The sequence below is a fragment of the Pedobacter lithocola genome (assembly GCF_042650845.1).
Classification (GTDB): domain Bacteria; phylum Bacteroidota; class Bacteroidia; order Sphingobacteriales; family Sphingobacteriaceae; genus Pedobacter; species Pedobacter lithocola.
This window is the reverse complement of record NZ_JBHSBW010000007.1, coordinates 944,010-968,952: the sequence shown is the minus strand read 5'-3', so window position 1 is coordinate 968,952 and position 24,943 is coordinate 944,010. Positions and strand designations below refer to the sequence as shown.

General features: G+C 34.5%; 24 protein-coding genes. 12 read left to right on the top strand and 12 right to left on the bottom strand.

Annotated features, from left to right (window positions below):
• Nucleotides 1–6: 6 nt before the first annotated feature.
• The 5 genes from miaA to ACFOWA_RS06530 all read left to right on the top strand — a co-directional run bounded on the left by miaA (nt 7) and on the right by ACFOWA_RS06530 (nt 4,303).
• Nucleotides 7–951 (top strand): tRNA (adenosine(37)-N6)-dimethylallyltransferase MiaA, encoded by a 945-nt coding sequence (gene miaA, locus ACFOWA_RS06550; RefSeq protein WP_378983049.1) that lies wholly within the window; start codon nt 7–9, stop codon nt 949–951.
• A gap of 95 nt (nt 952–1,046) precedes the next feature.
• A complete protein-coding gene (locus ACFOWA_RS06545; protein WP_378983046.1) occupies nt 1,047–1,556 on the top strand; it encodes a hypothetical protein in 510 nt (169 codons plus the stop codon).
• A 155-nt stretch (nt 1,557–1,711) separates the two neighbouring features.
• Complete coding sequence (locus tag ACFOWA_RS06540) at nt 1,712–2,254, top strand: hypothetical protein (protein ID WP_378983043.1); 543 nt, start codon at nt 1,712–1,714, stop codon at nt 2,252–2,254.
• 96 nt (nt 2,255–2,350) lie between these two features.
• Complete coding sequence (locus ACFOWA_RS06535) at nt 2,351–2,881, top strand: DUF3347 domain-containing protein (RefSeq protein ID WP_378983040.1); 531 nt, start codon at nt 2,351–2,353, stop codon at nt 2,879–2,881.
• A 132-nt stretch (nt 2,882–3,013) separates the two neighbouring features.
• Nucleotides 3,014–4,303 (top strand): citrate synthase, encoded by a 1,290-nt coding sequence (locus ACFOWA_RS06530; protein ID WP_378983037.1) that lies wholly within the window; start codon nt 3,014–3,016, stop codon nt 4,301–4,303.
• 74 nt (nt 4,304–4,377) lie between these two features.
• Here the strand turns inward: ACFOWA_RS06530 and ACFOWA_RS06525 are convergent, their stop codons facing one another.
• The 5 genes from ACFOWA_RS06525 to ACFOWA_RS06505 all read right to left on the bottom strand — a co-directional run bounded on the left by ACFOWA_RS06525 (nt 4,378) and on the right by ACFOWA_RS06505 (nt 9,599).
• Nucleotides 4,378–5,508, bottom strand: a complete 1,131-nt coding sequence (locus ACFOWA_RS06525; protein WP_378983034.1) for a DUF3667 domain-containing protein — start codon at nt 5,506–5,508, stop codon at nt 4,378–4,380.
• Between the two features lie 14 nt (nt 5,509–5,522).
• A complete protein-coding gene (locus ACFOWA_RS06520) occupies nt 5,523–6,902 on the bottom strand; it encodes a nucleoside permease (protein ID WP_378983031.1) in 1,380 nt (459 codons plus the stop codon).
• A gap of 230 nt (nt 6,903–7,132) precedes the next feature.
• Entirely contained in the window at nt 7,133–7,750 is a 618-nt protein-coding gene (locus tag ACFOWA_RS06515) for a bifunctional nuclease family protein (RefSeq protein ID WP_378983028.1), read from the bottom strand.
• 70 nt (nt 7,751–7,820) lie between these two features.
• Nucleotides 7,821–8,792 (bottom strand): electron transfer flavoprotein subunit alpha/FixB family protein, encoded by a 972-nt coding sequence (locus tag ACFOWA_RS06510; protein WP_378983026.1) that lies wholly within the window; start codon nt 8,790–8,792, stop codon nt 7,821–7,823.
• A gap of 69 nt (nt 8,793–8,861) precedes the next feature.
• Nucleotides 8,862–9,599 (bottom strand): electron transfer flavoprotein subunit beta/FixA family protein, encoded by a 738-nt coding sequence (locus ACFOWA_RS06505; protein WP_378983023.1) that lies wholly within the window; start codon nt 9,597–9,599, stop codon nt 8,862–8,864.
• A gap of 142 nt (nt 9,600–9,741) precedes the next feature.
• On the opposite strand from ACFOWA_RS06505, the gene ACFOWA_RS06500 reads away from it, so the two are divergent.
• On the top strand, nt 9,742–10,077 hold the full coding sequence (locus tag ACFOWA_RS06500) for a tetratricopeptide repeat protein (protein WP_378983021.1): 336 nt from the start codon (nt 9,742–9,744) through the stop codon (nt 10,075–10,077).
• Between the two features lie 66 nt (nt 10,078–10,143).
• Entirely contained in the window at nt 10,144–11,361 is a 1,218-nt protein-coding gene (chrA, locus tag ACFOWA_RS06495; protein WP_378983019.1) for a chromate efflux transporter, read from the top strand.
• 89 nt (nt 11,362–11,450) lie between these two features.
• On the opposite strand, the gene dnaB is transcribed toward chrA, so the two are convergent.
• A complete protein-coding gene (dnaB, locus tag ACFOWA_RS06490) occupies nt 11,451–13,034 on the bottom strand; it encodes a replicative DNA helicase (RefSeq protein ID WP_378983017.1) in 1,584 nt (527 codons plus the stop codon).
• 257 nt (nt 13,035–13,291) lie between these two features.
• On the opposite strand from dnaB, the gene rlmB reads away from it, so the two are divergent.
• Nucleotides 13,292–14,059, top strand: coding sequence for a 23S rRNA (guanosine(2251)-2'-O)-methyltransferase RlmB (gene rlmB, locus ACFOWA_RS06485; RefSeq protein WP_378983014.1), 768 nt, complete (start codon nt 13,292–13,294; stop codon nt 14,057–14,059).
• Nucleotides 14,060–14,156: 97 nt separating this feature from the next.
• Here rlmB and ACFOWA_RS06480 read toward each other — a convergent pair whose 3' ends face one another.
• The gene (locus ACFOWA_RS06480; RefSeq protein WP_378983012.1) at nt 14,157–15,248 is read right to left on the bottom strand and encodes a mannose-1-phosphate guanylyltransferase; all 1,092 of its coding nucleotides are present in this window, start codon (nt 15,246–15,248) and stop codon (nt 14,157–14,159) included.
• A 14-nt stretch (nt 15,249–15,262) separates the two neighbouring features.
• Nucleotides 15,263–16,231: a KpsF/GutQ family sugar-phosphate isomerase gene (locus ACFOWA_RS06475; protein WP_378983009.1), complete on the bottom strand. Its 969-nt coding sequence runs from the start codon at nt 16,229–16,231 to the stop codon at nt 15,263–15,265.
• Between the two features lie 91 nt (nt 16,232–16,322).
• Between ACFOWA_RS06475 and recQ the strand changes: the two genes are divergently transcribed.
• From recQ to ACFOWA_RS06460, 3 genes are all read left to right on the top strand, one after another.
• Complete coding sequence (recQ, locus tag ACFOWA_RS06470; protein WP_378984134.1) at nt 16,323–18,515, top strand: DNA helicase RecQ; 2,193 nt, start codon at nt 16,323–16,325, stop codon at nt 18,513–18,515.
• A gap of 81 nt (nt 18,516–18,596) precedes the next feature.
• Nucleotides 18,597–19,409 carry a 3-deoxy-8-phosphooctulonate synthase gene (gene kdsA, locus ACFOWA_RS06465; RefSeq protein WP_378983007.1) on the top strand — a complete coding sequence of 271 codons (813 nt, stop codon included), beginning with the start codon at nt 18,597–18,599 and terminating at the stop codon, nt 19,407–19,409.
• A 2-nt stretch (nt 19,410–19,411) separates the two neighbouring features.
• On the top strand, nt 19,412–20,128 hold the full coding sequence (locus ACFOWA_RS06460) for a YqjF family protein (protein ID WP_378983004.1): 717 nt from the start codon (nt 19,412–19,414) through the stop codon (nt 20,126–20,128).
• A gap of 10 nt (nt 20,129–20,138) precedes the next feature.
• Here ACFOWA_RS06460 and ACFOWA_RS06455 read toward each other — a convergent pair whose 3' ends face one another.
• The 3 genes from ACFOWA_RS06455 to ACFOWA_RS06445 are packed head-to-tail and all read right to left on the bottom strand — an operon-like array spanning nt 20,139 to nt 23,101.
• Nucleotides 20,139–20,522 carry a DUF6526 family protein gene (locus tag ACFOWA_RS06455; RefSeq protein ID WP_378984132.1) on the bottom strand — a complete coding sequence of 128 codons (384 nt, stop codon included), beginning with the start codon at nt 20,520–20,522 and terminating at the stop codon, nt 20,139–20,141.
• 35 nt (nt 20,523–20,557) lie between these two features.
• Nucleotides 20,558–22,444: an OmpA family protein gene (locus ACFOWA_RS06450; RefSeq protein ID WP_378983001.1), complete on the bottom strand. Its 1,887-nt coding sequence runs from the start codon at nt 22,442–22,444 to the stop codon at nt 20,558–20,560.
• A 33-nt stretch (nt 22,445–22,477) separates the two neighbouring features.
• Nucleotides 22,478–23,101: a 7-carboxy-7-deazaguanine synthase QueE gene (locus tag ACFOWA_RS06445; RefSeq protein ID WP_378982998.1), complete on the bottom strand. Its 624-nt coding sequence runs from the start codon at nt 23,099–23,101 to the stop codon at nt 22,478–22,480.
• A gap of 106 nt (nt 23,102–23,207) precedes the next feature.
• On the opposite strand from ACFOWA_RS06445, the gene ACFOWA_RS06440 reads away from it, so the two are divergent.
• On the top strand, nt 23,208–23,543 hold the full coding sequence (locus tag ACFOWA_RS06440) for a Rieske (2Fe-2S) protein (RefSeq protein ID WP_378982996.1): 336 nt from the start codon (nt 23,208–23,210) through the stop codon (nt 23,541–23,543).
• A gap of 450 nt (nt 23,544–23,993) precedes the next feature.
• On the opposite strand, the gene ACFOWA_RS06435 is transcribed toward ACFOWA_RS06440, so the two are convergent.
• Nucleotides 23,994–24,875: a bifunctional 5,10-methylenetetrahydrofolate dehydrogenase/5,10-methenyltetrahydrofolate cyclohydrolase gene (locus tag ACFOWA_RS06435; protein ID WP_378982993.1), complete on the bottom strand. Its 882-nt coding sequence runs from the start codon at nt 24,873–24,875 to the stop codon at nt 23,994–23,996.
• Nucleotides 24,876–24,943 lie beyond the last annotated feature (68 nt).

The window sequence follows — 24,943 nt, the reverse complement described above, 5'->3', positions numbered from 1 at the left end:
ATCATCATGAATCAGAACCCATTAGTTATAATTTTAGGTGCAACAGCTTCGGGTAAAACAAAACTTGCAGTACAAATTGCTAAAGAATTAAATGGTGAAATTATCAGCTCCGATAGCAGACAGGTTTTTAAAAGTATGGATATTGGTACTGGTAAAGATTTGGCAGAGTATCAAGTTGGAAATACACGAATTCCATATCACCTTATAAATATTTTAGAACCTGGAGAACGTTATAATGTTGATGCCTTTAAAAATGATTTTTATAGTTCTTATCAAAGCATCATCGAAAATAAAAAAATACCAATACTTTGTGGTGGAACAGGAATGTATATCCACAGCATTTTACAAAATCAGCTTTACACAGCAGTTCCCGTAAATATAGTGTTGCGAACTAAATTAGAGGTTTTATCAAGATATGATTTAATTCAGAAATTATCCGATTATCCAGTTCAAAACATAAAACATGCAGATCGTTCATCAAACAAAAGATTAATACGGGCAATAGAAATCGCTGAATATTTAAATCATCATGAAATTCCATCTATCGAAAGACCAGAAATTGAACCTATAGTATTTGGATTAAAAAATGAAGTAGAACGAACTCGATCTAATATTTTAATTCGCTTAGAACAAAGATTGCAAAACGGTATGGTGGAAGAAGTAAAAAACTTATTGGCGATGGGGGTAAGTAAAGAAATGCTAGTTTTTTATGGATTAGAATATAAGTTTATCGCCAGTTATTTATCAGGCGATATCAATTATGAAGACTTAAAAGTAAAGCTAGGCAATGCAATTTGTCAGTTTGCTAAAAGACAAAATACTTTTTTTAGAAAGATGGAAAAAGATGGCGTAAAAATTAATTGGCTTGATGCGTCGTTACCAATAGACACTTTAAAACGACAGGTTTTAGAACTTCTTGCCGAAAATAGAATTTTAAATGTCAAAATATAACGCATTTACGGCTTAACACATCAATAATGATGCTTTTGGCACAAGGTTTGTAAAGGTGCAGTTATATTCGTTTAACTCAAAAAATTATATTTAAAATGAAAACAATTACTAAAATTATTGCTACTTCAGCAGCTGTAGTGGCGCTTTTTTTCTCTACTAATGTTCAAGCTCAAAAACTTGGTGTAGGAGTTATTGGTGGTATTCCTACAAGTGATGCTTACAGTGTAGCTTTAGGTGCAGATTTACGTTACCAATTCGATATCGATAAACAATTATCTATTCCAATCACTACAGGTTATACTCATTTAGTTGGTAAAGAAATCGGTAATACTGGTGTAGATTTTCCAAGCTATGGTTACATTCCAGTTAAAGCAGGTGTTAAATATTTCTTTAACACAACTGGTTCTGGTGTTTATGGTTTAGCAGAACTTGGTGCTGGTTTTGGTACTAAATCAGGAAGCGGTACATCATTCGTTTATTCGCCAGCAGTTGGTTACTCATGGAGTAATGGTTTAGATTTAGGCTTAAAATATGAAGGCTTATCTCAAGATGGTGGTAGCACAGGATATGTAGGTTTACGTTTAGCTTACGGTTTCAGCTTATAATAAAGAGCAAAATATCATTTAAAAAAAGGCTCCCAATTTTGGGAGCCTTTTTTTATTTCAGAAATTTCAAAAAAAATAATCTTAAAAAAATCTGTTTTCACTTATAAATCGTATGTACACCTAAACCTTAATTAATTACTTAAATACATCCAAAAATGAGAACAATTACTAAAATTTTTGCAGTCGCTTCAGCAGTCGCGATTTTTGCAACATCAAACTTACAGGCTCAAACTACTTCTACTCCAATGATGACTACCAACGGTATGGCATTTAAAGTTGGTGTTGGTGTTCAAGGTGGGCTTTTTCCTGATAAATCTGAAATGGACTATGGTTACGGCGCAGATTTAAAGTTACAATACGATTTGAGTAAAGATGTTGCTGTTTATGCTTCAGGTGGTTACACTAAATTGAAATGGAAAGGCAGCCCTTTAAATTTCGAATTTATTCCAGTAATGGGCGGTGTTAAAGCATTCGTTATTGATAGAATGTATTTAACAGGTGGAGCTGGTACTGGTTTAGCAGTGAAAGAAGGTGCTGAAATGAACTTTATCTACACAGGTGGTGTAGGCTACGAATGGACAAACGGTTTAGAAATTGGTGCAAAATATGAAGGTTATGTAAATAACAGTGCTTCTGATTTGTACTTTATGAAAACAGGGCAATTTGCTTTGAGATTAGGATATAATTTCAAATTATAATTAAAACATCATTTAATAGGAGCCTCCGAAATTTTCGGGGGCTTTTTTTATTTAATTAATATTTAAATTGCTAATTTGAGCCGAAAACCAAATACTATGAAAAGGATATTAGGCGTAACGATATTAGCTTCTTTAATGGCCTGTAATCAGTCCGAAAAAAAATCAACAGATTTAAAGGATTCAAACACAGTTTCTGTTGCTACAAAAACAAATAAAGTTGTAATAAAAGATGCTAAAAAGGAGCAAATTTTTCTTCAATATGAAAATCTTAAAAATGCGTTAGTACAATCTGATTCATCTGATGCTCAGAAAGCTGCTAAAGAATTACAAAATAGCCTTGCTAATTTTGAAGGCTGCGAAACCACTGCAAGTATTGCTAAAAACATAGCTGATACCAACGATTTGGTAGCCCAAAGAAAGGATTTTACAGCTTTAAGTATGGATTTGATTGCTTTTGTAAAAGCCGACGAAATTGAACAGGGCACAATTTATGTGCAGCGTTGCCCAATGGCCAACAACGGGGATGGGGGAGATTGGCTATCTACAGAAAAGGAAATTAAAAATCCTTATTACGGTAAAGAGATGCTAGAATGCGGAAGAGTTACGGAAGAAATTAAAGCAAAATAACAAGGAGTGGTATTTTTGTTAATCATGATTGTTACGTCTTACTGACTAATATTTCATATTAAATTAACAGATTTGCTATGCATGTATATTAATTTTATATAATTTAGAAAGCTATAAACACAACACAATAATATGTCAGATATTGCAGAAATTAAAGTTGATGGTAATACAATTGAATTACCGGTAATTACAGGAACAGAAGACGAAAAGGCGATTGATATTTCAAAATTGAGAGATTTAACCGGTTTTGTTACTTTAGATACAGGTTTCAAAAATACAGGTTCTACCAAAAGTAAAATCACATTTTTGGATGGCGAAAAAGGTATTTTAAAATACAGAGGTTATTCAATCGAAGAACTTGCCGAAAAATCAAGCTTTTTAGAAGTTTCATATCTTATTGTTTATGGAAATCTTCCAACTCAAGAGCAACTAGACGGTTTTCAAGGTGAAATTAGCAAACACACGTTAATTCATGAGGATATGAAAAAATTCTTTGATGGTTATCCATCAAGGTCACATCCAATGGGGCAACTGGGTTCGTTAATATTTTCATTATCTACATTTTATCCTGAGTGTTTAAAACCAAATCAAACAGCAGAAGAACAAGATTTAACCATTATTAAATTATTGGCTAAGCTTCCAACTATTGTTTCATTTATTTATAAAAAATCGTTGGGTCATCCGCTTATTTATCCAAAAAACAAGTACGATTATGTTACTAATTTTCTTTGGATGACTTTTGGTCAGCGTACTGAAGATTATGATGTGAACCCGATTGTGGTTAGTGCAATGAATAAATTGCTTATTTTACATGCAGACCACGAGCAAAATTGTTCGGCTTCTACAGTTCGTATTGTAGGTTCAAGCGATTGTAATTTATACGCATCAATCGCAGCAGGTATTGCAGCACTTTGGGGTCCGCTTCATGGTGGAGCCAATCAAGCTGTAATTGATATGCTTGAGTTAATTAAAGCTGATGGTGGTGATACAGAAAAATGGATTAACAAAGCCAAAGATAAAAATGACTCTTTCCGTATGATGGGATTTGGACACAGGGTTTACAAAAACTTTGATCCACGTGCTAAAATCATTAAAAAAGCTTGTGATGATATTTTAGAAAACTTAGGTATAGATGACCCGATTTTAGAAATTGCTAAAAAACTGGAAGAAGCAGCATTAACTGACCAATATTTTATCGATAGAAAATTATATCCAAACGTTGATTTCTATTCTGGTATTATTTATCGTGCTTTAGGCTTCCCTTCAGAAATGTTCACAGTTCTATTTGCACTAGGTCGTTTGCCAGGATGGATTGCACAGTGGAAAGAAATGCATGAGAACAAAGAACCAATTGGTCGTCCTCGTCAAATTTACGTTGGTGAAACCGATAGAGACTTTGTTGCAATAAAAGATAGAAAGTAATAAACAGATAATAAATAAGAAATCCCAGGTTTTTAAGAAGCCTGGGATTTTTTTATGCCTATAATATGATTGCTTTAGGTTGCTACGTAGTATATAATGTTTAACATTACCGTCTCAGTCATTGCAAGAGCAATACCGTAGAGTATAAAAATAAATACCATCTTCCAAATTGTAGCTCCTCGTTTCCTTTGATAAAATACCTTTAAAGCGTTGTAAAAATACCAAACAATCCAGATAACCACGCCAAGTTCGATAATGTTTGCAAGTAAAGAATGTTCACCGAAAATGTATTTGTTTAAAGGCTTTGTTATAATTGATACAATAAAATAGGCAGTCATACCATGTATCGTAAAAATTAGATGGTTTAAATAGTAAATGTGATTTCTACGAAAATTCCACATAATAAATAAAGCCAAAAGTGGCATCATTAAAAAGTATTGTTTAGGCCTGTTATGCTCTAATGTTTCTTTTATAACTTCCGATTTTTCACCAATTGCTATCGAACGTTTGGTTACCATTCGTTCAAACCAATTATCTTGCTTTAGTAGGGGTAATTTTTTCTGTCGAGATAGGTATGCGCTATAGGTACTATCGTTTCTATCATTATGAATGTTTGATAATTTAGATACTACCTTTTTCAACGAATCAGACTTATTTGCAGTTACCTGAGTTTTCAATTTAGAAAGGACAATGGCTTGTTCTTTAAAGCCAAGTTCTTTAAAGTTTTCTACGTCAAGTTCTTCCTCAAATCCGGCCTTAACATTATCTAAAACTTTGGCACTTTTATCATTTACAATACCGGCATCTGTTAATTCTTTTTTAACACTATCAATTGCTATAACCTTTTCTGTTGCAGTTTTACTCGATTTATATTCTTTGTTTTTTTTTGAATGTTCTGGAGAGTATGCAACCAAAAAATACACAATCGACACAAAGATGTACATACTCACCGGGTTGATGTACCTGGCTCTTTTTCCTGCCAAATAATCTAAGGTTACTTGCCCGGGTTTAAGTAATAAGGGAGTTAGTGTTTGGAAAAATTTATTATCAAAATGAAAATAATGCGCAATGCTGTGGCTAATAAATCCCCAGAAACTTTCTTTTAATTCTAGATTAGGTTGCCCACATTTGCTGCAATAATGCGTTTCTACATGCGAACCACAATTTAAGCAATCGTGTTCTTTTCTGTATTTACCAGCTGACATAAGGGATTAAGAGGTTATAAATGATTAATGGCTTCTACTTCTGCTCGGGTATGTTTATGTTTAAAAATCACAACGAAAACTATCGCAATAACAAGAACGTAAATTGTGAAAGATAGCCATATGTTATGCCAGTCTTTTACATCCAATGCTCTACTTAAATCACCGTTCTGCAACACGCTAATACCTTTGTCTTTTAAAAATTTAAGCAAATGTTTGTTGTCAGCTTCACTTTTAACGTATTTAGAAAGCGAATCGATGCTGCTATAGTAAGTAGTAAAGTATTTATTAATCATCCAGCCAGAAACAAGACTTCCAAAAACAGCTCCAAAACCATTTGTCATCATCATAAATAAACCTTGAGCTGATGAACGCGTTTTTGGAGTTGTAGAAGTTTCTACAAATAATGAACCTGAGATGTTAAAGAAATCGAATGCCATACCATACACAATGCAAGAGGTTATAATCATCCATAAATTTGCCGATGGATCGCCAAATGAAAATAAAGCAAACCGAAGTACCCAAGCAAACATGGCGATTGCTATCACCCATTTAATACCAAATCGTTTTAAAAAGAATGGTATAGCAAGGATAAATAAGGTTTCTGATATTTGTGAGATAGAAAGAATTATGGTAGAATATCTAATAACAAATGAATCTGCAAAAACCGGGAATAATTTAAATTCATCTAAAAAAACATCGCCATAAGCATTAGTTAGTTGAAGCGCTGCACCTAAAAACATTGAAAAAATAAAGAATAGTGCCATTTTATAATCAGCAAATAGCTTAAATGATTCTAATCCAAGTTTTTGTATAAATGTTTTTTTCTCGCTAATTAAATTTAAAGGTTTACATGCTGGCAAAGTGAATGAGTAAACGCCCAATAATAAAGCACTTATACCAGCAATATAAAATTGATTTGCGCTAGCTTTATTACCAGTTAAATTGGTAATCCACATGGCAACAATAAAGCCTACAGTACCCCAAACACGTATTGGAGGAAAATTTTTAACAACATCAAAATTTCCATTTTTTAAAGTAGTGTAACTTATGGAGTTACTTAAAGCAATTGTTGGCATGTAAAAACACATTGCTACCAACATTACCCAAAAAAAACTGTGAGGATCTTCTACTTGTGGCAAATAAAACATGGTTGCTGCATAGAGGATGTGCAAAATCGCATAAAGCTTTTCTGCATTAATCCATTTATCGGCAAGTATGCCCGTAATGGTAGGCATAAAAAGTGATGCAATGCCCATTGTAGAAAAAATAATTCCGAAATCAGCACCGTCCCATTGTTTTGTTCCGAACCAATAATTTGCAATTGTAATTAACCACGCCGCCCACACAAAAAATTGCATGAAACTCATTATAGTTAAGCGAAACTTAACATTCATAAATAGTTTGTTTGATTTGAAAGTAAAAGCTGAATATAGAACTATTTTAAAACAATATCTACATTGATACTAAAAATACTAATGTTTTTATGAGTTGATGTGAGTTATTAATTAATTGATAAAATTGGGTTGATAGATTGGATAGTATTAGGGTTCAATTATCATAAATTTATCACTCATTCCTCAATCAAAATATTTTATTAAATTCTATCTGTTCCAGATAAAAATTTTTATTGACTTGAACTTCTTTTATGCAATTCATCTCTTAATCGAGCTGCCTTTTCGTATGCTTCATCAGCAATTGCTTCTTGGAGTTTTTGTTGCAATTCATCTACGGTTAATTCGCCAAAACCTTGTTGGCTGGTAGTAGATGGAACAGTTTCTGCATCAGGTTCTTTAGCTATGCTGTCCATGTTTTCGAGAAATAGAAAATCATTTCCTTCAATCACAATACCTGCAGAAGCTAAAATAAATTCATAAGTATATATCATTGCGTTAAACCTTACCGCTAAAGCAATAGCATCAGATGTTCTCGCATCAATCTCATGTGTGTTCTTACCGTCATTACAAATTAATTTTGCATAAAAAACACCATCTACAAGGTTGTAAATAATAATTTCCTGAATATTAATATGGAAAGTTTCGGACATAGATTTAAATAAATCATGAGTAAGCGGCCTGCTCGGGGTCATTTTTTCAATCTCAATAGCAATTGCTTGAGCTTCAAATGCGCCAATTATGATTGGTAATCTACGGCGTCCGTTTACTTCGCCCAAAACCAATGCATAAGCACCCGATTGAGTTTGGCTGTATGACAAGCCAACAATATCTAATTTTACTTTCTTCATAATTGTGGATGTCATGTTGAACTTGCTGAAACATTCAAATTAACCTTTCAGCAAGCTCAGGATGACAAATTTAAGCTTTATGCGCTTTTAATGCCTCGATTAACTTTGGAACTACTTCAAAAGCATCACCAACAATTCCATAATCTGCTACTTTAAAAAATGGAGCTTCTGGATCTTTGTTGATAACAACAATTACTTTCGAAGAACTTACCCCAGCTAAATGCTGTATTGCACCCGAAATACCAATTGCAATGTATAAATTAGGACTAATTGCGATACCTGTTTGACCAACATGTTCAGAATGTGGTCTCCAATCTGCATCACTTACAGGCTTAGAACATGCTGTTGCTGCACCAAGTAAGTTTGCTAATTCCTCAATCATACCCCAATTTTCAGGTCCTTTTAATCCACGACCAGCCGATACAACCAACTCTGCATCAGGTAATGAAATTTTATCTGTAGCACGAACGATTTCTTTAATCACCGTACCTAAATCTGATTGTTTAATATCTGCAGAGAAATTTTCGATTACTGCTTCTGTTCCATTTTCTTTTACACCAAAAGCATTAGGATTTAAAGCGATTATTTTATTGGCTGATGTTAATTCGGTAATAGCGAAGGCTTTACCAGAAAAAGCTGTTTTCTTAACTGCAAATTTACCACCATCAGTTTTAGGTAATTCTACCGCTCCATCTGCTAAACCTGCTTTAAGTTTTACTGCAATACGTGGCGCTAGTCCTTTACCCGAAAATGAGTTTGATAAAACAACAATATCAGCCGATTCTTTCTCAGCAGCAGCAGCAATTACACTTGCATAAGCCTGGTTAACGAACGTTTTTAATTGCTCCGCACTTACGTTTAAAACTTTAGCAGCACCATATTTTCCTAATTCTTTTAATTCATCATCAGCTACATTACCGATAGAAATTGCAGTTAGGTTTGTTGATTGTTGGTCGGCGATAGCTTTTGCATAAGAAACGGCTTCAAAAACCGATTTTTTAAATTTGCCTTCAGCTTGCTCTACATATACTAATACTGACATATATTTATTTCTTTATCCTTTAAAAAATGGATTTGTGTTAAGATTATTTAATTGATTAAAGTTATATTGTTAAATTACTTTTGCTTCGCTATGCAATAAATTAATTAATTGCTCGGTTTGTTCGGCAGGAATTAAATTTACAGCACCACGAGGGGCAGGTGTATCATATTTTACAACTTTAGTTACTTCCTCAATAGCAACAGCATCTACAACGGTTAAAGGTTTTGTTCTGGCAGACATAATTCCACGCATATTCGGGATTTTTGGTTCAGCAACTCCTTCTGCGCAACTTGCAATAAACTTTCCTGTTACGGTTACAACTTCTTTTCCACCTTCAATTTCTCTTTCTACTCTGTAAGAAGAACCATCAGTATCTAATTTTTTTATAATTGAAATCGATGGAATATCTAAAAATTCTCCAACCATTGCTGCAACCTGATTGCCGTTATAATCAATAGATTCGCGTCCGGTTAATATGATATCAAAATCCTTATCTCTAGCATATTCAGCTATTTGTTTGGCAACAAAATACGCATCTCTTGGGGCAGCATTAACTCTAACGGCATCATCAGCACCAATTGCCAAAGCTTTTCTAATGGTTGGGTCGTTGCTCGCTTCGCCAACATTAATAACGGTAACAGTTCCTTTGCCGCCTTCAGTTAATTCTATTGCTTTTGATAGTGCAATTTCATCGTAAGGGTTAACAATATATTGTACACCCGCAGTATTGAATTCTGTATTATCGTTGGTAAAGGTTATTTTTGTGGTCGTGTCGGGCACGTTACTGATACAAACTAATATTTTCATATATGTATATAATTGGTTTCTATTTGGTATGAATTGTCATTAATGGTTTTAATACTTGATTATTTCTCATAATGATTTCATATTTACGCTGTCAATATAAAAGGTCTTTCTGCAAATTTAATTAAAAAAGCAAGGAAATAAAATGTCAACTACCCGTTTAAGTAAGTTATTAGAATTTTTTGAAAACGATCCAACCGATCCATTTATAGTATATGCCTTAGCCACAGAGTATAACAACTTAAATGATAAAGAAAACGCCTATTCTTTTTACCTTCAGTTAACTGATAAACACCCAGATTATGTTGGAACATATTACCACTTGGGTAAACTATATGAAAAGGATAACCAGAAAGATAAAGCGATAGAAATTTATCAAACGGGAATGATTATTGCCAAAAATAAAAGGGATATGCATGCTTTTTCTGAACTGCAGGGCGCTTACAATTCTGCTGCAGGTTTAGATTACGAAGACGATTAGTGTTAAAGTATTAATTAATTGCTCATATTTATTGAAGTACCAGAATACAAAGATTAACCCCTTTAAATGCAGCCAAAAACTCTAGTTGTAAGAAAGCAGTGGCTTTTTATCCGCAACGTTATATTTTTTACATTCACTTCATTTGGAGGCGCTCAGGCCCACTTAGCTTTGCTTTTAAAATATTTTGTTCATAATACTAAGTTCATTTCAGAAGAGGAATTATTAGAATTAAATGCATTGGCACAGGTTTTACCCGGACCAGCTTCTACACAAACTTTAGTAGGTATTGCCTGGAAAGTGGGTAGATTAAAACTGGCGATTATAACATTTTTGATTTGGATTTTACCTACAGCTGCTATCATGACTTTTGCTGCAATAAGTTATGCAATGTTAGATCAGAAGCAGAAATTTATTGACATTTTAGAATACATTAAACCAATTGCTTTAGGAATAGTTGCTTTTGGGGCCTTTAAATTAGGTACGAAAGTCTTAAAATCGCAAGTTTCTATATTCCTGGCCGTAGCATCTGTTGTTGCTACTTTTGTTTTAAGGAATGCTTACGTGTTTCCAATTGCTATTCTAGTTGGTGGAATGATATCATCAGCAATCGAAACTCCTGATGAGGAGACAAATTTACGGGTTAAGCTTTTTTCCAATATAAATCCAAAAAAGCTGATTTACTTTCTCGGTGCATTATTACTGTTTGCATTAATAGGAGCAATTATTAATAGAACTTCGCCTTTCAGTTTGCCAATTCGTTTGCTAGAAAATTTTTATCGTAACGGGATTTTAGTTTTTGGTGGCGGGCAGGTCTTGGTGCCATTGATGTTTACAGAGTTTGTTGAGATGAAGCAATATTTAAATGCATCGGGCTTTTTATCAGGTTTTGCTTTACAACAAGCATTACCCGGGCCAACATTCTCTTTTACAAGTTATTTGGGCGCTTTAAGTATGCGAAACTTTGGTTATGGGGTTTGGGGACAAATACTAGGAGGATTAATTGGCGTAATTGGTGTCAATTTACCTGGATTGATTTTAGTTTTATTTATAGTTCCTTTTTGGGACGACTTGAAAAAAATATCTAGAATTCGCCACAGTTTATCAGGAATTAATGCCGTAAGTGTTGGTTTTATAATAGCAGCTTTTATATTATTGCTAATCCCGATGGGCTTTAATTGGTTATTTCTTGGGATTATGGTTATAACCTTTCTGCTGCTGAATTACACGAAAATTAGTCCGCCGATAATTGTTTTGGCAGGGATTTTAATAGGCTATCTGTTTTAAGGCTACGATGGGAAATGAAACATGGCAGATGTGTGATGGAATTTAAAAAGTATAAATTACGAAGAAATTATCCATTTTCCATCTCAAACCTAAAATGGTGGCACATCATCATCTTCCATATCATTACCTTTAGAAGGCATAATAATCGTATTTCCCCTCGGACTTGGATTGTGATAATTATCGAAAGAACCTGAAGGCATCATGCCTGCTGAAGTATCTGCTGCGAATGATGTTGGTGCAGAAAAATCTTCTTCTAAATCTGTAAACTTTACAAACTTTCCAATAAACCTCAAAGGCACTATACCGGTTTCTCCATTACGGTGCTTAGCAATAATTACCTCGCCAATTCCGGCTTGAGATCTTCCTTGTTCATCTTCGGTAATGCCATAATATTCTGGGCGATAAAGAAACAGAACCATATCAGCATCCTGTTCAATCGAACCCGACTCACGTAAATCTGATAGCATTGGTCTTTTTCCTTGTAAACCTGGTCTGCTCTCTACAGCTCGACTTAGTTGCGAAAGTGCTAAAACAGGTACATCGAGTTCTTTTGCTACAGATTTTAATGCTCTTGAAATACTACCAATTTCCTGTTCACGGTTACCTCCACCTTTACCGTTTTCGCCTTTTCCATGCATTAATTGAAGGTAATCAACAATAACCAATTGAATATCATATTGAGATTTTAACCTCCTGCATTTTGCACGAAACTCGAAAATATTTAATGCAGGAGTATCATCAATTAGTAGTGGTGCTTCTGTTAGGCGACCAATTTTGCTGTGCAATTGTTGCCATTCCCATTCTTGTAAATTTCCTTTTCTTATTTTTTCTTGCTCAATTTCGGCCTCGCCTGATATTAAACGATTCACCAATTGGACACTCGACATCTCCAAAGAAAACACAACCGTGGGCTTTTGAAAATCAACTGTGGCATTTCTAGCGCAGGTTAATACAAAAGCTGTTTTTCCCATCGCTGGTCGGGCAGCAATAATTACCAAATCTTGCTTTTGCCAGCCACCTGTAATTCTGTCTAAGCCAGTAAATCCTGTAGGAACGCCCGTTAAGCCATCAGTTTTGGTTCTTAGTTCTTCAAGGGTTGCTAAAGATTGTTTAATAATGTCATCCATTTTCTGAGTATCTCTACGCAGATTGTTTTGGGCAATATCAAATAAACCTTTTTCAGCATGATCTAATAAATCAAAGATATCAGTTGTGTCTTCATATGCGCTCGTAATAATATCTGTAGAAATTCTAATCAATTCTCTTTGTATGTATTTCTGAGAAATGATGCGGGCATGGTATTCTATATTTGCTGCAGAGGCAACACGATTGGTTAAATTTGTGATGTAGTACGCACCACCAACCATCTCTAAAGTTCCCATTTGGCGCAACTCTGCAGTTACGGTTAAAATATCAACCGGTTTAGATTTTTCGAATAGCATGTGTATTGCAGCGAAAATCTTCTGATGAGATTCCTGATAAAAAACTTCTGGTTTCAAGATATCGATAACGGCAGATAGAGCGTCTTTTTCAAGCATCAAAGCACCTAAAACAGCTTCTTCTAGGTCTAACGCCTGTGGAGGAAGTTTGCCCATTGAGCTTACTGTACTCGTTAATCTTGCTTTTCGGGATATTATATTGCCTTTTCCGCTCTGTTCGTTTTCGATACTCATACAACAAAAGTAATTAAAAGTTATGCTGTTTGTTTTAATAAGTTCTTAGTTGTTTCTTAACAGATTGAATTATAATTGATTTATATTTTTAATGATTTTTAGAAAATAAAATATTTATGCACATCAAAATGTTAATAAAGCAGAGGGGAATATTAGCTGTGATAAATTATATGAATCGGCAACCAATTTACTTAAGGTAAATAAATTTACTAGCCTTTGCCATAAAAACAATTACTTTTGCAACAGAAATTTTAAACATGGATAATTTTAGAAAACCACAACGCGTAAAAGAGAATAATGAATTTGTTTTTGGTATTAGGGCGGTAATAGAAGCGGTAAAAGCAGGAAGAGATATCGAAACGATTTATGTTCAACGCGGTTTAGGTGGTGAACTATTTTTAGAATTAAAAGCTTTATTATCTTGTACATTAATTCCATTAAATTCTGTTCCGGTTGAAAAGCTAAACAGGATGTCGCAAAAAAACCATCAGGGTGTTATTGCTGTAATTTCACCCATTACTTACCAAAATATAGAAGACATAATTCCTGCAGTTTTTGAACAAGGAGAAGTACCCTTAATTTTAGTTTTAGATAGTGTTACTGATGTTAGAAATATGGGTGCAATTACCCGTACAGCTGCATGTGTAGGTGTCCATGCTATAGTTGTTCCACTTAAAAATGCTGCACAAATTAACGCCGATGCTATTAAAACATCAGCCGGTGCATTATTTAGTATTCCAATTTGTCGCCATTCAAATCTTCATAAAACTTGTTTGTTTCTTCAAGAAAGTGGGTTGCAAATCGTTGCTTGTACTGAAAAAACCAATGATTTTATCTATGCACCTGATTATACCATGCCTACAGCAATTGTAATGGGTTCGGAAGATGAAGGTATATCAAATGAACTTTTGCGAATTGCAGACCATTTGGCCAAAATACCAATGGCTGGTAAAATAGAATCTTTAAACGTTTCGGTAGCAGCAGGCGTAATTTTATACGAAGCGGTTAGACAAAGAACTTCTTAGAAATTATATTCAACAAATATAGCTGGTAAATAAAATAGCCCTAAGTTATTTTCAAATAAATTAGGGCTATTTTAATGTGGTTTTGAGTTTCTAAAATTTAGATATACTTGGTGCCAAATCTCGATTTTACTTCTGCAACAAATTCTTTAACTCTTTGCTCTTCATCCCTTGGGCAGATTAGCAACATATTATTGTTCTCAACAACAATAAAATCATGTAGCCCATTTAATATCACTAATTTATCTTTAGGTACATTAACCATACAGTTAGATGAATCGTACATAATTACCTGTTCTGATGGAATTACTGCGTTTCCTACATAATCCTTATCCGTCATTTCGTATATTGAAGCCCAGGTTCCTAAATCAGACCATCCAAAATCTGCTGGCAAAACATAAACATTATCTGCTTTCTCCATAATGCCAAAATCGATAGAAATATTGGTGCATTGGAAATAGGCGTTGTTTATAAATGCTTTTTCTCGCTTTGTATTTAAGTCGTTTCTGCCAGAATTAAAGATATCATACATATCTGGCAAGTGTTTTTCAAAAGATTTTAAAATCGCCTTAGCCGACCAGATAAAAATTCCAGCATTCCATAAAAAGTCACCGCTTTGCAGAAAAGATTTTGCCAATTCCAAGTTTGGCTTCTCAGTAAAGGTTTTTACTTTGTGTAAATCTTTATCTGTATTAAGTACATGGTCGGTATGCTGAATGTACCCGTAGCCTGTATCTGGTCGATTCGGTTTTATACCAAGTGTTACTAAACAATCATTTTCTGAAGCTGCTTTTAAAGCTTGCTCAATTGATTTGTTAAAACCTTCCAAATCTGCAATTGTATGGTCAGATGGCGCAACAACAATCGTAGCGTTTGGATTTAGTTCAGCGATTTTTAAACAACCATAAGCAATACAAGGTGCTGTATTTCTTAAAAGCGGCTCAGCTAATATTTGATTATCAGTAATTTTAGGAATTTGACTTTTAATTAAATCAGAATAAATTTCATTGGTTACAATAAAAATGTTTTCAGGTGGACAGATAGATAAAAATCGTTCGTATGTACTTTGAATAAGCGTTTTACCAACACCGAAAAAATCAATAAATTGTTTGGGATGTTCTGTACGGCTAACTGGCCAAAAACGGCTACCAACACCGCCTGCCATAATTAATGCATAGAAATTTTTGTTCATTTTTTTATTTAAAATTACACGATTCCTTCGTTTAGCAAATCATGTAAGTGAATAATGCCAAAGTATGTATTTTGATCCAAAACGAGTAATTGCGTTATATTGTTAATTTTTATTAACTCAAGGGCTTCAACAGCAAGTGCATCATGTTGGATACTTTTAGGGTTTCTACCCATAATATCTTCGGCTTTTAGAGTTGCAATGTTACCATTATTTTCCAACATCCTCCTAATATCCCCATCAGTAATTACGCCCAAAATACTATTTTCATCATCAATAACAGCTACAGCCCCCAAACGGTTTTTGCTAATTTCGATAAGCACTTCTTTTACTGATGCAGAAGGCTTTATCGATGGTTTTTCGTTAGTGAGCGCTAAGTCACGTGCTTTTAAATATAATTTCTTCCCCAATGAACCACCTGGATGGTATTTAGCAAAATCGCTTTCATTAAACTTACGGCACTCCAATAGGCAAATCGCCAAAGCATCGCCTAAAGCCAACTGTGCAGTGGTGCTGGTGGTTGGTGCTAAATTATGTGGACAAGCCTCTTTCTCTACGCTTGCATTTAAAACTAAATCGGCTTGTTGTGCCAAAAATGAATTTAAATCACCAACCATACCAATTAACTTATTCCCTGCACTCTTAAGTAATGGAGCAAGAACTTTAATTTCTGGCGTGTTTCCACTTTTGGATAAACAAATGATGGTATCATTTAGCTGAATCATACCTAAATCGCCATGAATTGCATCTGCTGCATGCATAAAAATTGCTGGTGTGCCCGTAGAATTAAATGTGGCTACTATTTTTTGAGCAATAATTGCGCTTTTACCTATTCCGGTAACAATTACACGTCCTTCAGATTGTAAAATGGTTGATACCACTTTTTCGAAATCATCATTAATATTTTTGGCAACGTTTAAAATTGCCGCTGCTTCTAACTCTAATGTGCTTACAGCCGATTGTATAATTGATTTTTTACTTTCCAAAGAGAAAAAAATTGTTGGTTGATACTTGAATTTCTTGTAAAATTATGTTATTTTGGATAGAAAAATAGCATCGCATATTTTATTACACAAAATGGACGTGAAAAAGTCGTTATTTGATAACCTGCAAAATTTCTTCGGGTTTGATAATTTCAAAGGTGATCAAGAGTCGATCATCACAAATATATTAGAGGGCAACAATACTTTTGTTATTATGCCAACGGGCGGTGGGAAGTCTATTTGCTATCAATTACCAGCATTAATGAGTGAAGGAACAGCTATTGTTATTTCTCCATTAATCGCCTTAATGAAAAACCAGGTAGATCAACTAAGGGCTTTTGGTGGTAATGATAGTATTGCACATTTTCTTAATTCATCCCTAAATAAATCAGAAATTACTCAGGTGAAATCCGACCTTTTAAGCGGTCATACCAAATTATTATACGTAGCACCAGAGTCATTAGCCAAACAAGAAAACATCGAATTTTTAAATTTGATAAAAATTTCTTTTGTAGCTGTTGATGAGGCGCATTGTATTTCTGAATGGGGACACGATTTTAGACCAGAATATCGAAAAATAAAACAAGTAATTGCAGGCTTGGGTGATAACATTCCAATTATCGCTTTAACTGCTACAGCCACGCCAAAAGTTCAGCAAGATATTATGAAAAATCTTGGAATGACGGAGGCTACTTTGTTTAAATCATCCTTTAACAGGCCAAATTTATTTTATGAAATTCGCCCGAAAAGGGATATAACCAAGGAGATTATAAAATACATCAAATCCAATCCTGGCAAATCTGGTATTATTTATTGCTTAAGCCGTAAAAAGGTTGAAGAGGTTGCCGAGGCGCTAAATTTAAATGGAATTAGTGCATTACCTTACCATGCAGGTTTAGAACCAAAAATCAGGGCAGAAACGCAAGATAGGTTTTTGATGGAAGATGCGGAAGTGATTGTAGCTACAATTGCTTTTGGTATGGGTATCGATAAACCTGATGTTCGCTTTGTGATTCATCATGATGTGCCAAAAAGCATGGAAGGTTATTACCAAGAAACAGGTAGAGCTGGGCGAGATGGCGGTGAGGGCGTTTGTATAGCTTTTTACGCACAAAAAGATGTAGATAAGCTTGCAAAATTTATGAAAGATAAACCAGTTTCGGAAAGAGAAATTGGCACTCAAATACTAAAAGAAGTTATTGATTATGCAGAATCTGGTGTTTGTAGACGGAAGCAGATTTTACATTATTTTGGAGAAAACTTTAATGAAACAGGCTGTAATTGCATGTGCGATAATTGCAAAAAGCCTAAAAAACAATTTGAAGCTGAAGAACATTTATCAACGGTATTAAAATTTATAGAGAAAACTGGAGAAAAGTTTGATGATTCCCATTTGTTAAATGTTTTTCTTGGCTTAGAAACTGCGCAAACCATCGCTTACGAGCATAGTAAAGTTCCAGAATTTGGCATTGGTAAGCAAGATGGAGCTTTGATGTGGAAATCCATTATCCGCCAGGCTGTATTGAATAATTTTCTTTATAAGGATATTGATAATTACGGTTTATTGAAATTAACAAAGCAGGGTAAAGATTTTATCATCAATCCTTACAGCTTAAAGTTTATTTTAAACGAACCAATAATTGAAACCGGAACTGATGATGATGATGACGATGTAAAACATGGTTCTGGAGCATTGGATGCGCATTTGTTGCAACTGCTTAAAGATTTACGTAAAAAAATTGCCAAGCAAAAGAGTGTGCCTCCATTTGTAGTCTTTCAAGACCCATCTTTAGAAGAAATGTGCACCCATTATCCAATCACTTCAGAAGAATTAAAGCAAATTTCTGGTGTAGGTTCGGGTAAAGCGATGAAGTTTGGTACTCCATTTATCGAATTGATAAAAAAGTATGTGGAGGATAACGACATCGAAAGACCAATAGATTTAATCATTAAAACACAAGCCAATAAATCTCAAATGAAGGTTTCTATCATTCAAAATATTGATAGACAAATTGGTTTGGAAGATATTGCAGATTCTAAAGGCATCACCTATGAGGAAATTTTGAAAGAAGTTGAATCGATTGTGAACTCAGGAACCAAGCTTAATCTTAATTATTTTATTGATGAGGTGATTGATGATGACAGGCAAGATGAAGTGTTTGATTATTTCAGAGCTGCCGAAAGTGATTCTATTGATGAGGCGCTTAATGAGCTCGGCGAAACGGATTATACCCGCGAAGAAATTCAATTGATGCGAATCAAATTTATGTCAGAACTAGGAAACTAAAATTAGATTTGAGATAATAGATATTAAATTTGAGACGGTAGACGTTTTGAAATCTCACATCTCAAGTCACAAATCTCTACTATGCTTAACTATTTAGATAAAATAAAAAATACAGAATCGGGTAATTTCTTTTTGATGGCTGGTCCGTGTGCAATTGAAGGCGAAGATATTGCCATGAGAATTGCTGAAAAAATAATTACCATCACCGATAAACTACAAATTCCATATATTTTTAAGGGTTCATATCGCAAAGCAAATAGGAGCAAAGGCAGTTCTTTTACAGGAATTGGCGATGAAAAAGCTTTAAGGATTTTGGAAAGAATTGGTCGTGAGTTTGGTGTGCCAACTGTTACCGACATACACGAAAGTGGCGAGGCTGCAATGGCTGCTGCTTATGTGGATGTATTGCAAATTCCTGCTTTTTTATGCCGACAAACAGATTTGCTTATTGCTGCTGCACAAACCGGGAAAGTAGTTAACGTTAAAAAAGGACAGTTTCTATCAGCAGGTTCGATGAAATTTGCAGTAGAAAAAGTTAAAGAGGCTGGTAACGATAAAGTGATTTTAACAGATAGAGGAAATACTTTCGGTTACCAAGACTTAATTGTTGATTACCGTGGTTTACCTGAAATGCAAAGTTTTGGCGTTCCTGTAGTGATGGACTGCACGCATTCTTTACAACAACCTAATCAAAGTAGTGGCGTTACGGGTGGAAAACCAGAATTGATTTTAACAATTGCTAAAGCCGCAATTGCTGTGGGCGCAGATGGTTTATTCATCGAAACACATCCAGATCCGGCCAATGCAAAATCAGATGGAGCCAATATGTTGCATTTAGATGTGTTGGAAGAAACGTTAACCAAATTAATTCGTATTAGACAAGCAATTTTATAATCTTGGCAAATCCAAAAGTATTTCTAACTGCCGAATGGCGAAAATTAGCATTAGCACAATATGCTGTTGACGCTGAGATTCTTAAAAAATATTTACCTCCACATACCGAATTAGATGATTGGCATGGAAAATATTATGTGAGTTTGGTAGGATTTATGTTTTTGGATGTGAAATTGAAAGGTTTTAATATTCCTTATCATACTAATTTTGAAGAAGTTAATTTAAGGTTTTACGTAAAATATAAAGAGAATGGTAGTTGGAAACGTGGTGCTGTTTTTATAAGCGAAATTGTACCACTGCCTGCGATTAGTTTTGTAGCAAATACCATTTATAAAGAGCATTACCAAACTTTGCCCATGAAACATACTTGGATAGAGGAGGAGCATCAAATCCAGGTAGATTATCTTTGGAAAAATAAAATCTGGAATAAATTTTCGGTTACTACTGCATCAAAAGCAGAAGAAATTGCTATTGGGAGTGAGGAAGAATTTATAACCGAACATTATTGGGGCTACACCAAAATCGGACCGAACAGAACTTCTGAATACGGAGTTGAACACCCACGATGGGAAGTTTATCCTATTAAAAGTTTTAACATCGATGTGGATTTTGCAGTTAATTATGGAAACGATTTTGCCTTTCTAAGTGATGCTCAACCAGATTCTGTAATTCTTGCCGAAGGTTCGGAAATAAGGGTTTTAAAAGGAAAGAAGTTTTAGGTACTGTTAACTATATCCTGTGATAATCTCCTCGCCAGTTCTTAATAGATTTTTTAATATCATCAGCAGATAGTTTTTCTTCAATAGCTTTATCAGCTAAAGCCAAAAACTCTTCATCACTTGCAAAACGCAAAGCCAGAATTTGGCTTAATCTTAAATCAGCAGGTAAAGACTTTCCTGACAATATAAAATACCGCAACTTTTCTTCTGCTCTTGCAGCTCTATCTTGCGCTTTTAGGGCAAACATTCTTGCCATTACTGCAACAATCGTAATTAAGAAGAATGCCAATGCAATTAGGCCTGTGATAACTGTTGGGACGTTAACATATGCATAAATGGCTAAACCCAAACCTACAACGTTTACCGGAATGGTAAAAAAAATGAAAAAGTGGATAAAACCTTTCGTGGTTTTGGTAATTTTGCGACATATTAAATTTTAGTGATCAGGAATGACGTTCTTCGGTTGTTTTTTCTGCCAGTTTCTGTTTTATTATCAGCAATTGGTTTGCTTGCACCAAAGCCTTTAAAATTAAGCCTTTTTGCATCTATTTCATTTTTTAACAGATAATCATAAACTGCATTTGCTCGGTTAAAAGAAAGTTTTTCATTTAATTTATCATCACCAACATTGTCGGTATGACCTTGAATTTCGATATTCACAGTTTCATTTTGTTGCAAGAAGTTTATCAATAAATCCAGCTCTCTGATGGATGCCGGTAATAAATTGTATTTATTGGTATCGAAGAATATATTTTTTAAAGTAACGTTGCCACCTTGTTTAATCTTTTCGATGTAAACTTCGATTTGGTAAGGTTTGTTAATGTCTCCAGCTTTGAGCTCAAAATTTTCCGAGTAAAATAGATAACCTTCGGCATTTACATTGAATAAGTAATTGCTACCAATTGGCATAACTGCTAAAAATTGTCCTGTTTCTGGGTCTGTATAATCATCAAAAGCTGTTTTGTTGGTTTTTAAATCAATTACCTGAACGTTACTTTCAATTGTTTTTTTGCTGTCTTTATCTTTTACAATTCCTTTAACATAACTCACTTTCATTGGTTTAGCTGCCTCTGGTATACCAAAGCTATAAATATCTTGGCCGCCGAAACCATCTTTTAAGTTGGAAGAAAACATGCCGAATTTTCCATCAGCACTTACAACTAATCCGCTTTCATTTTCAAATGAATTGATAGGAAAACCTAAATTAACCGGCTTTTGGAATTTGCCCGCATCATCCATTCTACTGAAATAAATATCTTTATTTCCAAAGCCTGGCCAGCCATCTGATGAAAAGTATAATGTTTTTCCATCTACATGCAGAAAAGGCGTATTTTCATCATTTACAGTGTTGATTTCTGAACCCAAGTTAACGGCTGCTCCCCATTTTGCATCGTCAGTAATGGTACTTTTCCAAATATCATAGCCACCAGAACCTCCAGGGCGATTGCTAATAAAATATAACGTTCTACCATCAGGACTAATTGCAGGCTGCGATTCCCAATATTCGGAGTTAACCGGTTTACCCACATTATAAGGTTCGCCCCAATCTTTGCCCTCCCGATGCGAAACGTAAATATCGCATCTACCCAAACCATCGGGACGATTACAGCCTGTAAAAAACAAATATTTTCCATCTGGAGAAATGGTTTGAGCCCCCTCATTATATTTAACCGTATTTATTTTTGTAGATAATGGAGTGGCTAAATTCCAGGAATTGTTCTTAAACTGAGCCGTCCAGAAATCTTCATTTCCATTAACCTGCCTGGTAAAAATTAAGGTTTCTCCATCTGCGGTAAGTGCCGGAAAATATTCTGCATCGGTTGTATTAACCCCACTACCAAGATTAACTGGACTAAAGCTAACTTGATTTTTTATGGCAATAGATGCAAAATCACAATCTAAAAGATATTTTTTCGCTTTCCTTGCTCTACCTGAAGATGAATCTATAGTTATAAATTCTTCAAAATGCTGTTTAGCCTTATCGTATTCTTGAGTTGCAAATTCAGTTTCTGCCAAACCGTAAATTACATTTGGTGCCACGTTTTTATTTATCAGAATGGCTTTTTGATAAGCAGACTTTGCTTCGTTGTATTTCTTTTCAAAACTGTAAATGCTAGCCAGTAAAATATGTGCGCTCTGGAACGATGGGTCGGCTTCAACAGCGCTTTTTAAAACCTGTTCTGCTGAAGCATAATCCTGTTTCTCTATAAAAGGACTGGCTCTTTCAAAGAAATTTTGAGCTTTCTTGTTGTTAGAGCTTTGTGAGAAAACACTAAAACTCCAAAATATTAATAAAAGGAAAAAACAAAACCTCATAAATACATTGGTTATTAAGCTAATGTATTGTTTTTAAGGAATATTTAAAAATTTGTGTGTTTGCAACGAGATTTCCCATTTTGGGTTTGCCATTACATATTCAATAATCATTGGTGTAATTTCTTTCGATTTTGACCATTCTGGTTGAAGATATAATTTACAAGTTGGAGATACCATTGCCGCATATTCTTCGGCCCATTTAAAATCGCTTCTATTAAAAACGATAACCTTTAATTCATGTGCAAATGGTGTAATATCCGGACGAGGTGCTTTGAATTTTTTAGGTGATAAACAAATCCAATCCCAATTTCCTGATAGTGGATAAGCACCGGAAGTTTCAATGAAAGTTAAAATACCGCGTGCTTTAAGCTTATTGGTTAAGTAATCGAGGTTGTAAATTAAGGGTTCACCACCTGTTATTACAACGGCTTTACCCGGAAATTTATCTGCATTTTCTACAATTACATCTGCTGGTGTAAGTGGGTGCATTTCGGCATCCCAGCTCTCTTTTACATCGCACCAATGGCAACCTACATCACAACCGCCCAAGCGAATAAAATAAGCTGCTTTGCCGGTATTAAATCCTTCGCCTTGTATTGTGTAGAATTCTTCCATTAAAGGAAGTAATGTGCCGTCTTCTGGTATAAGTTGTTTCATTTTTGAGGATGCAAATATCTAAAAAAAATATGGGCTAGGTGTTTATGTTACTAAATTTAATCGAAAGATGAAATAACCCTGATATTTAAATTGTTATTTTAGCCTTATGAAGTGGTTAAAAGCACTAAACAAAATACAGATTCCTGCAAAAGGTGATATTAAAACTTTAGATGTAGGTGGAAAGCAGCTTTGTATTATCAATAATGAGGATGAAATTTTTGCTGCCCAATCTTTTTGTCCTCATGCTGGTGGTCATTTTTCTGGTGGATGGTGCAAAAATGGACATTTAGTCTGTCCGGTTCATCGCTACGAATACAATTTGAAAACCGGAAGAGGAGCAGAGGGACAAGGCGATTACATTGATATTTATCCTACTGAAGTTAGGGACGATGGTTTGTATATTGGATTTGAAGAAAGTTGGTGGAGTAAGCTTTGGGGGTAATTTTTAACCATAAATAAATAAGGATGAACACAGATACCTTATCTAATTGCCTGTTTATTCTTTAATCCGTTTGCCAAATTGTAAGCACTCAAAATGTGTGATTAAATTAACTAACTCCAATCCTCACTTACTATAAAATCTTCTGATGATGGATAAAAAAATCATCCCAATGATTAACAAACGTTTTTAAGTCAGTTGAGACACTTTGCTTTTATTCAAACCACGCAATATCTAACTCAATAATTGTACAATTTGCAAATATTTATATCTGTGAAACTCTGTGGTTAAATTTTGAATCCGTAAAATCAAATTTTATAAACGAACTTAATTATTTACGTATAGTTAAAAATATTTACACGTAAAAAAAGCAACTCAAATTTTTGAATTGCTTTTGAATATTTTATGGGGATAGGTTTTTTTATTAAACCCTAAACCTTTCCTCCTTCTACCTTAATTATAGATTTCTTTCCTCGCCGATGCCAACGTATTTTTCAATAAGCCAACAATCGTCATTAAGCCAACACCGCCTGGTACAGGTGTAATATATGAGGATTTGGGAGCAACATTATCAAAATCAACATCACCAAAAAGCTTAAAGCCAGATTTTGTTTCTGTAGAGGTTTCTCGGTTAATACCTACGTCTATAACAATTGCACCTGGTTTTACCATATCGGCGGTAATAAAGTTCTTTTTACCAATAGCTGCAATGATTATATCAGCTTGTAAAACTTGTTCTTTTAAATCTTTTGTGCGAGAATGTGTAAGCGTTACCGTACAGTTACCTGGATTCGAATTTCGAGCCATTAAAATGCTCATTGGGCTTCCCACAATATTACTTCTACCTACAACCACGCAATGCATGCCAGCTGTATCAATGTTGTATTCTTGCAGCATCAATAAGATGCCATAAGGCGTAGCAGGAATAAAACAAGGTAAATTACGCATCATTCTGCCCAAATTTACTGGATGAAAACCATCCACATCTTTCTTATAATCAATAGTTTCGGTTACTTTTTCAGGGTCGATGTGTTTTGGTAACGGCAATTGAACAATTAATCCATCAACATCCGCATCTTGATTAATCTCTTCAATCTTAGCCAATAATTCTGCCTCTGTAACCGAATTATCATATCTAAAAAGTGAAGATTTGAAACCTACCTTTTCGCAATTTTTCATTTTGCTGGCAACATAAGTTTCGCTACCACCATCATTACCTACCAATATGGCAACCAAATGTGGCTTTCTACCGCTTTTATTTAAAAATTCTGCAGCCTCTTCAGCAATCTGAATTTTAACTTTTTCTGATACGTATTTACCGTCTAATAATTTCATTTTTATAAGATGTGAGACACTAGATATTAGATTTGAGATTGGACGGCTAGCATCTAAAATCTCAAATC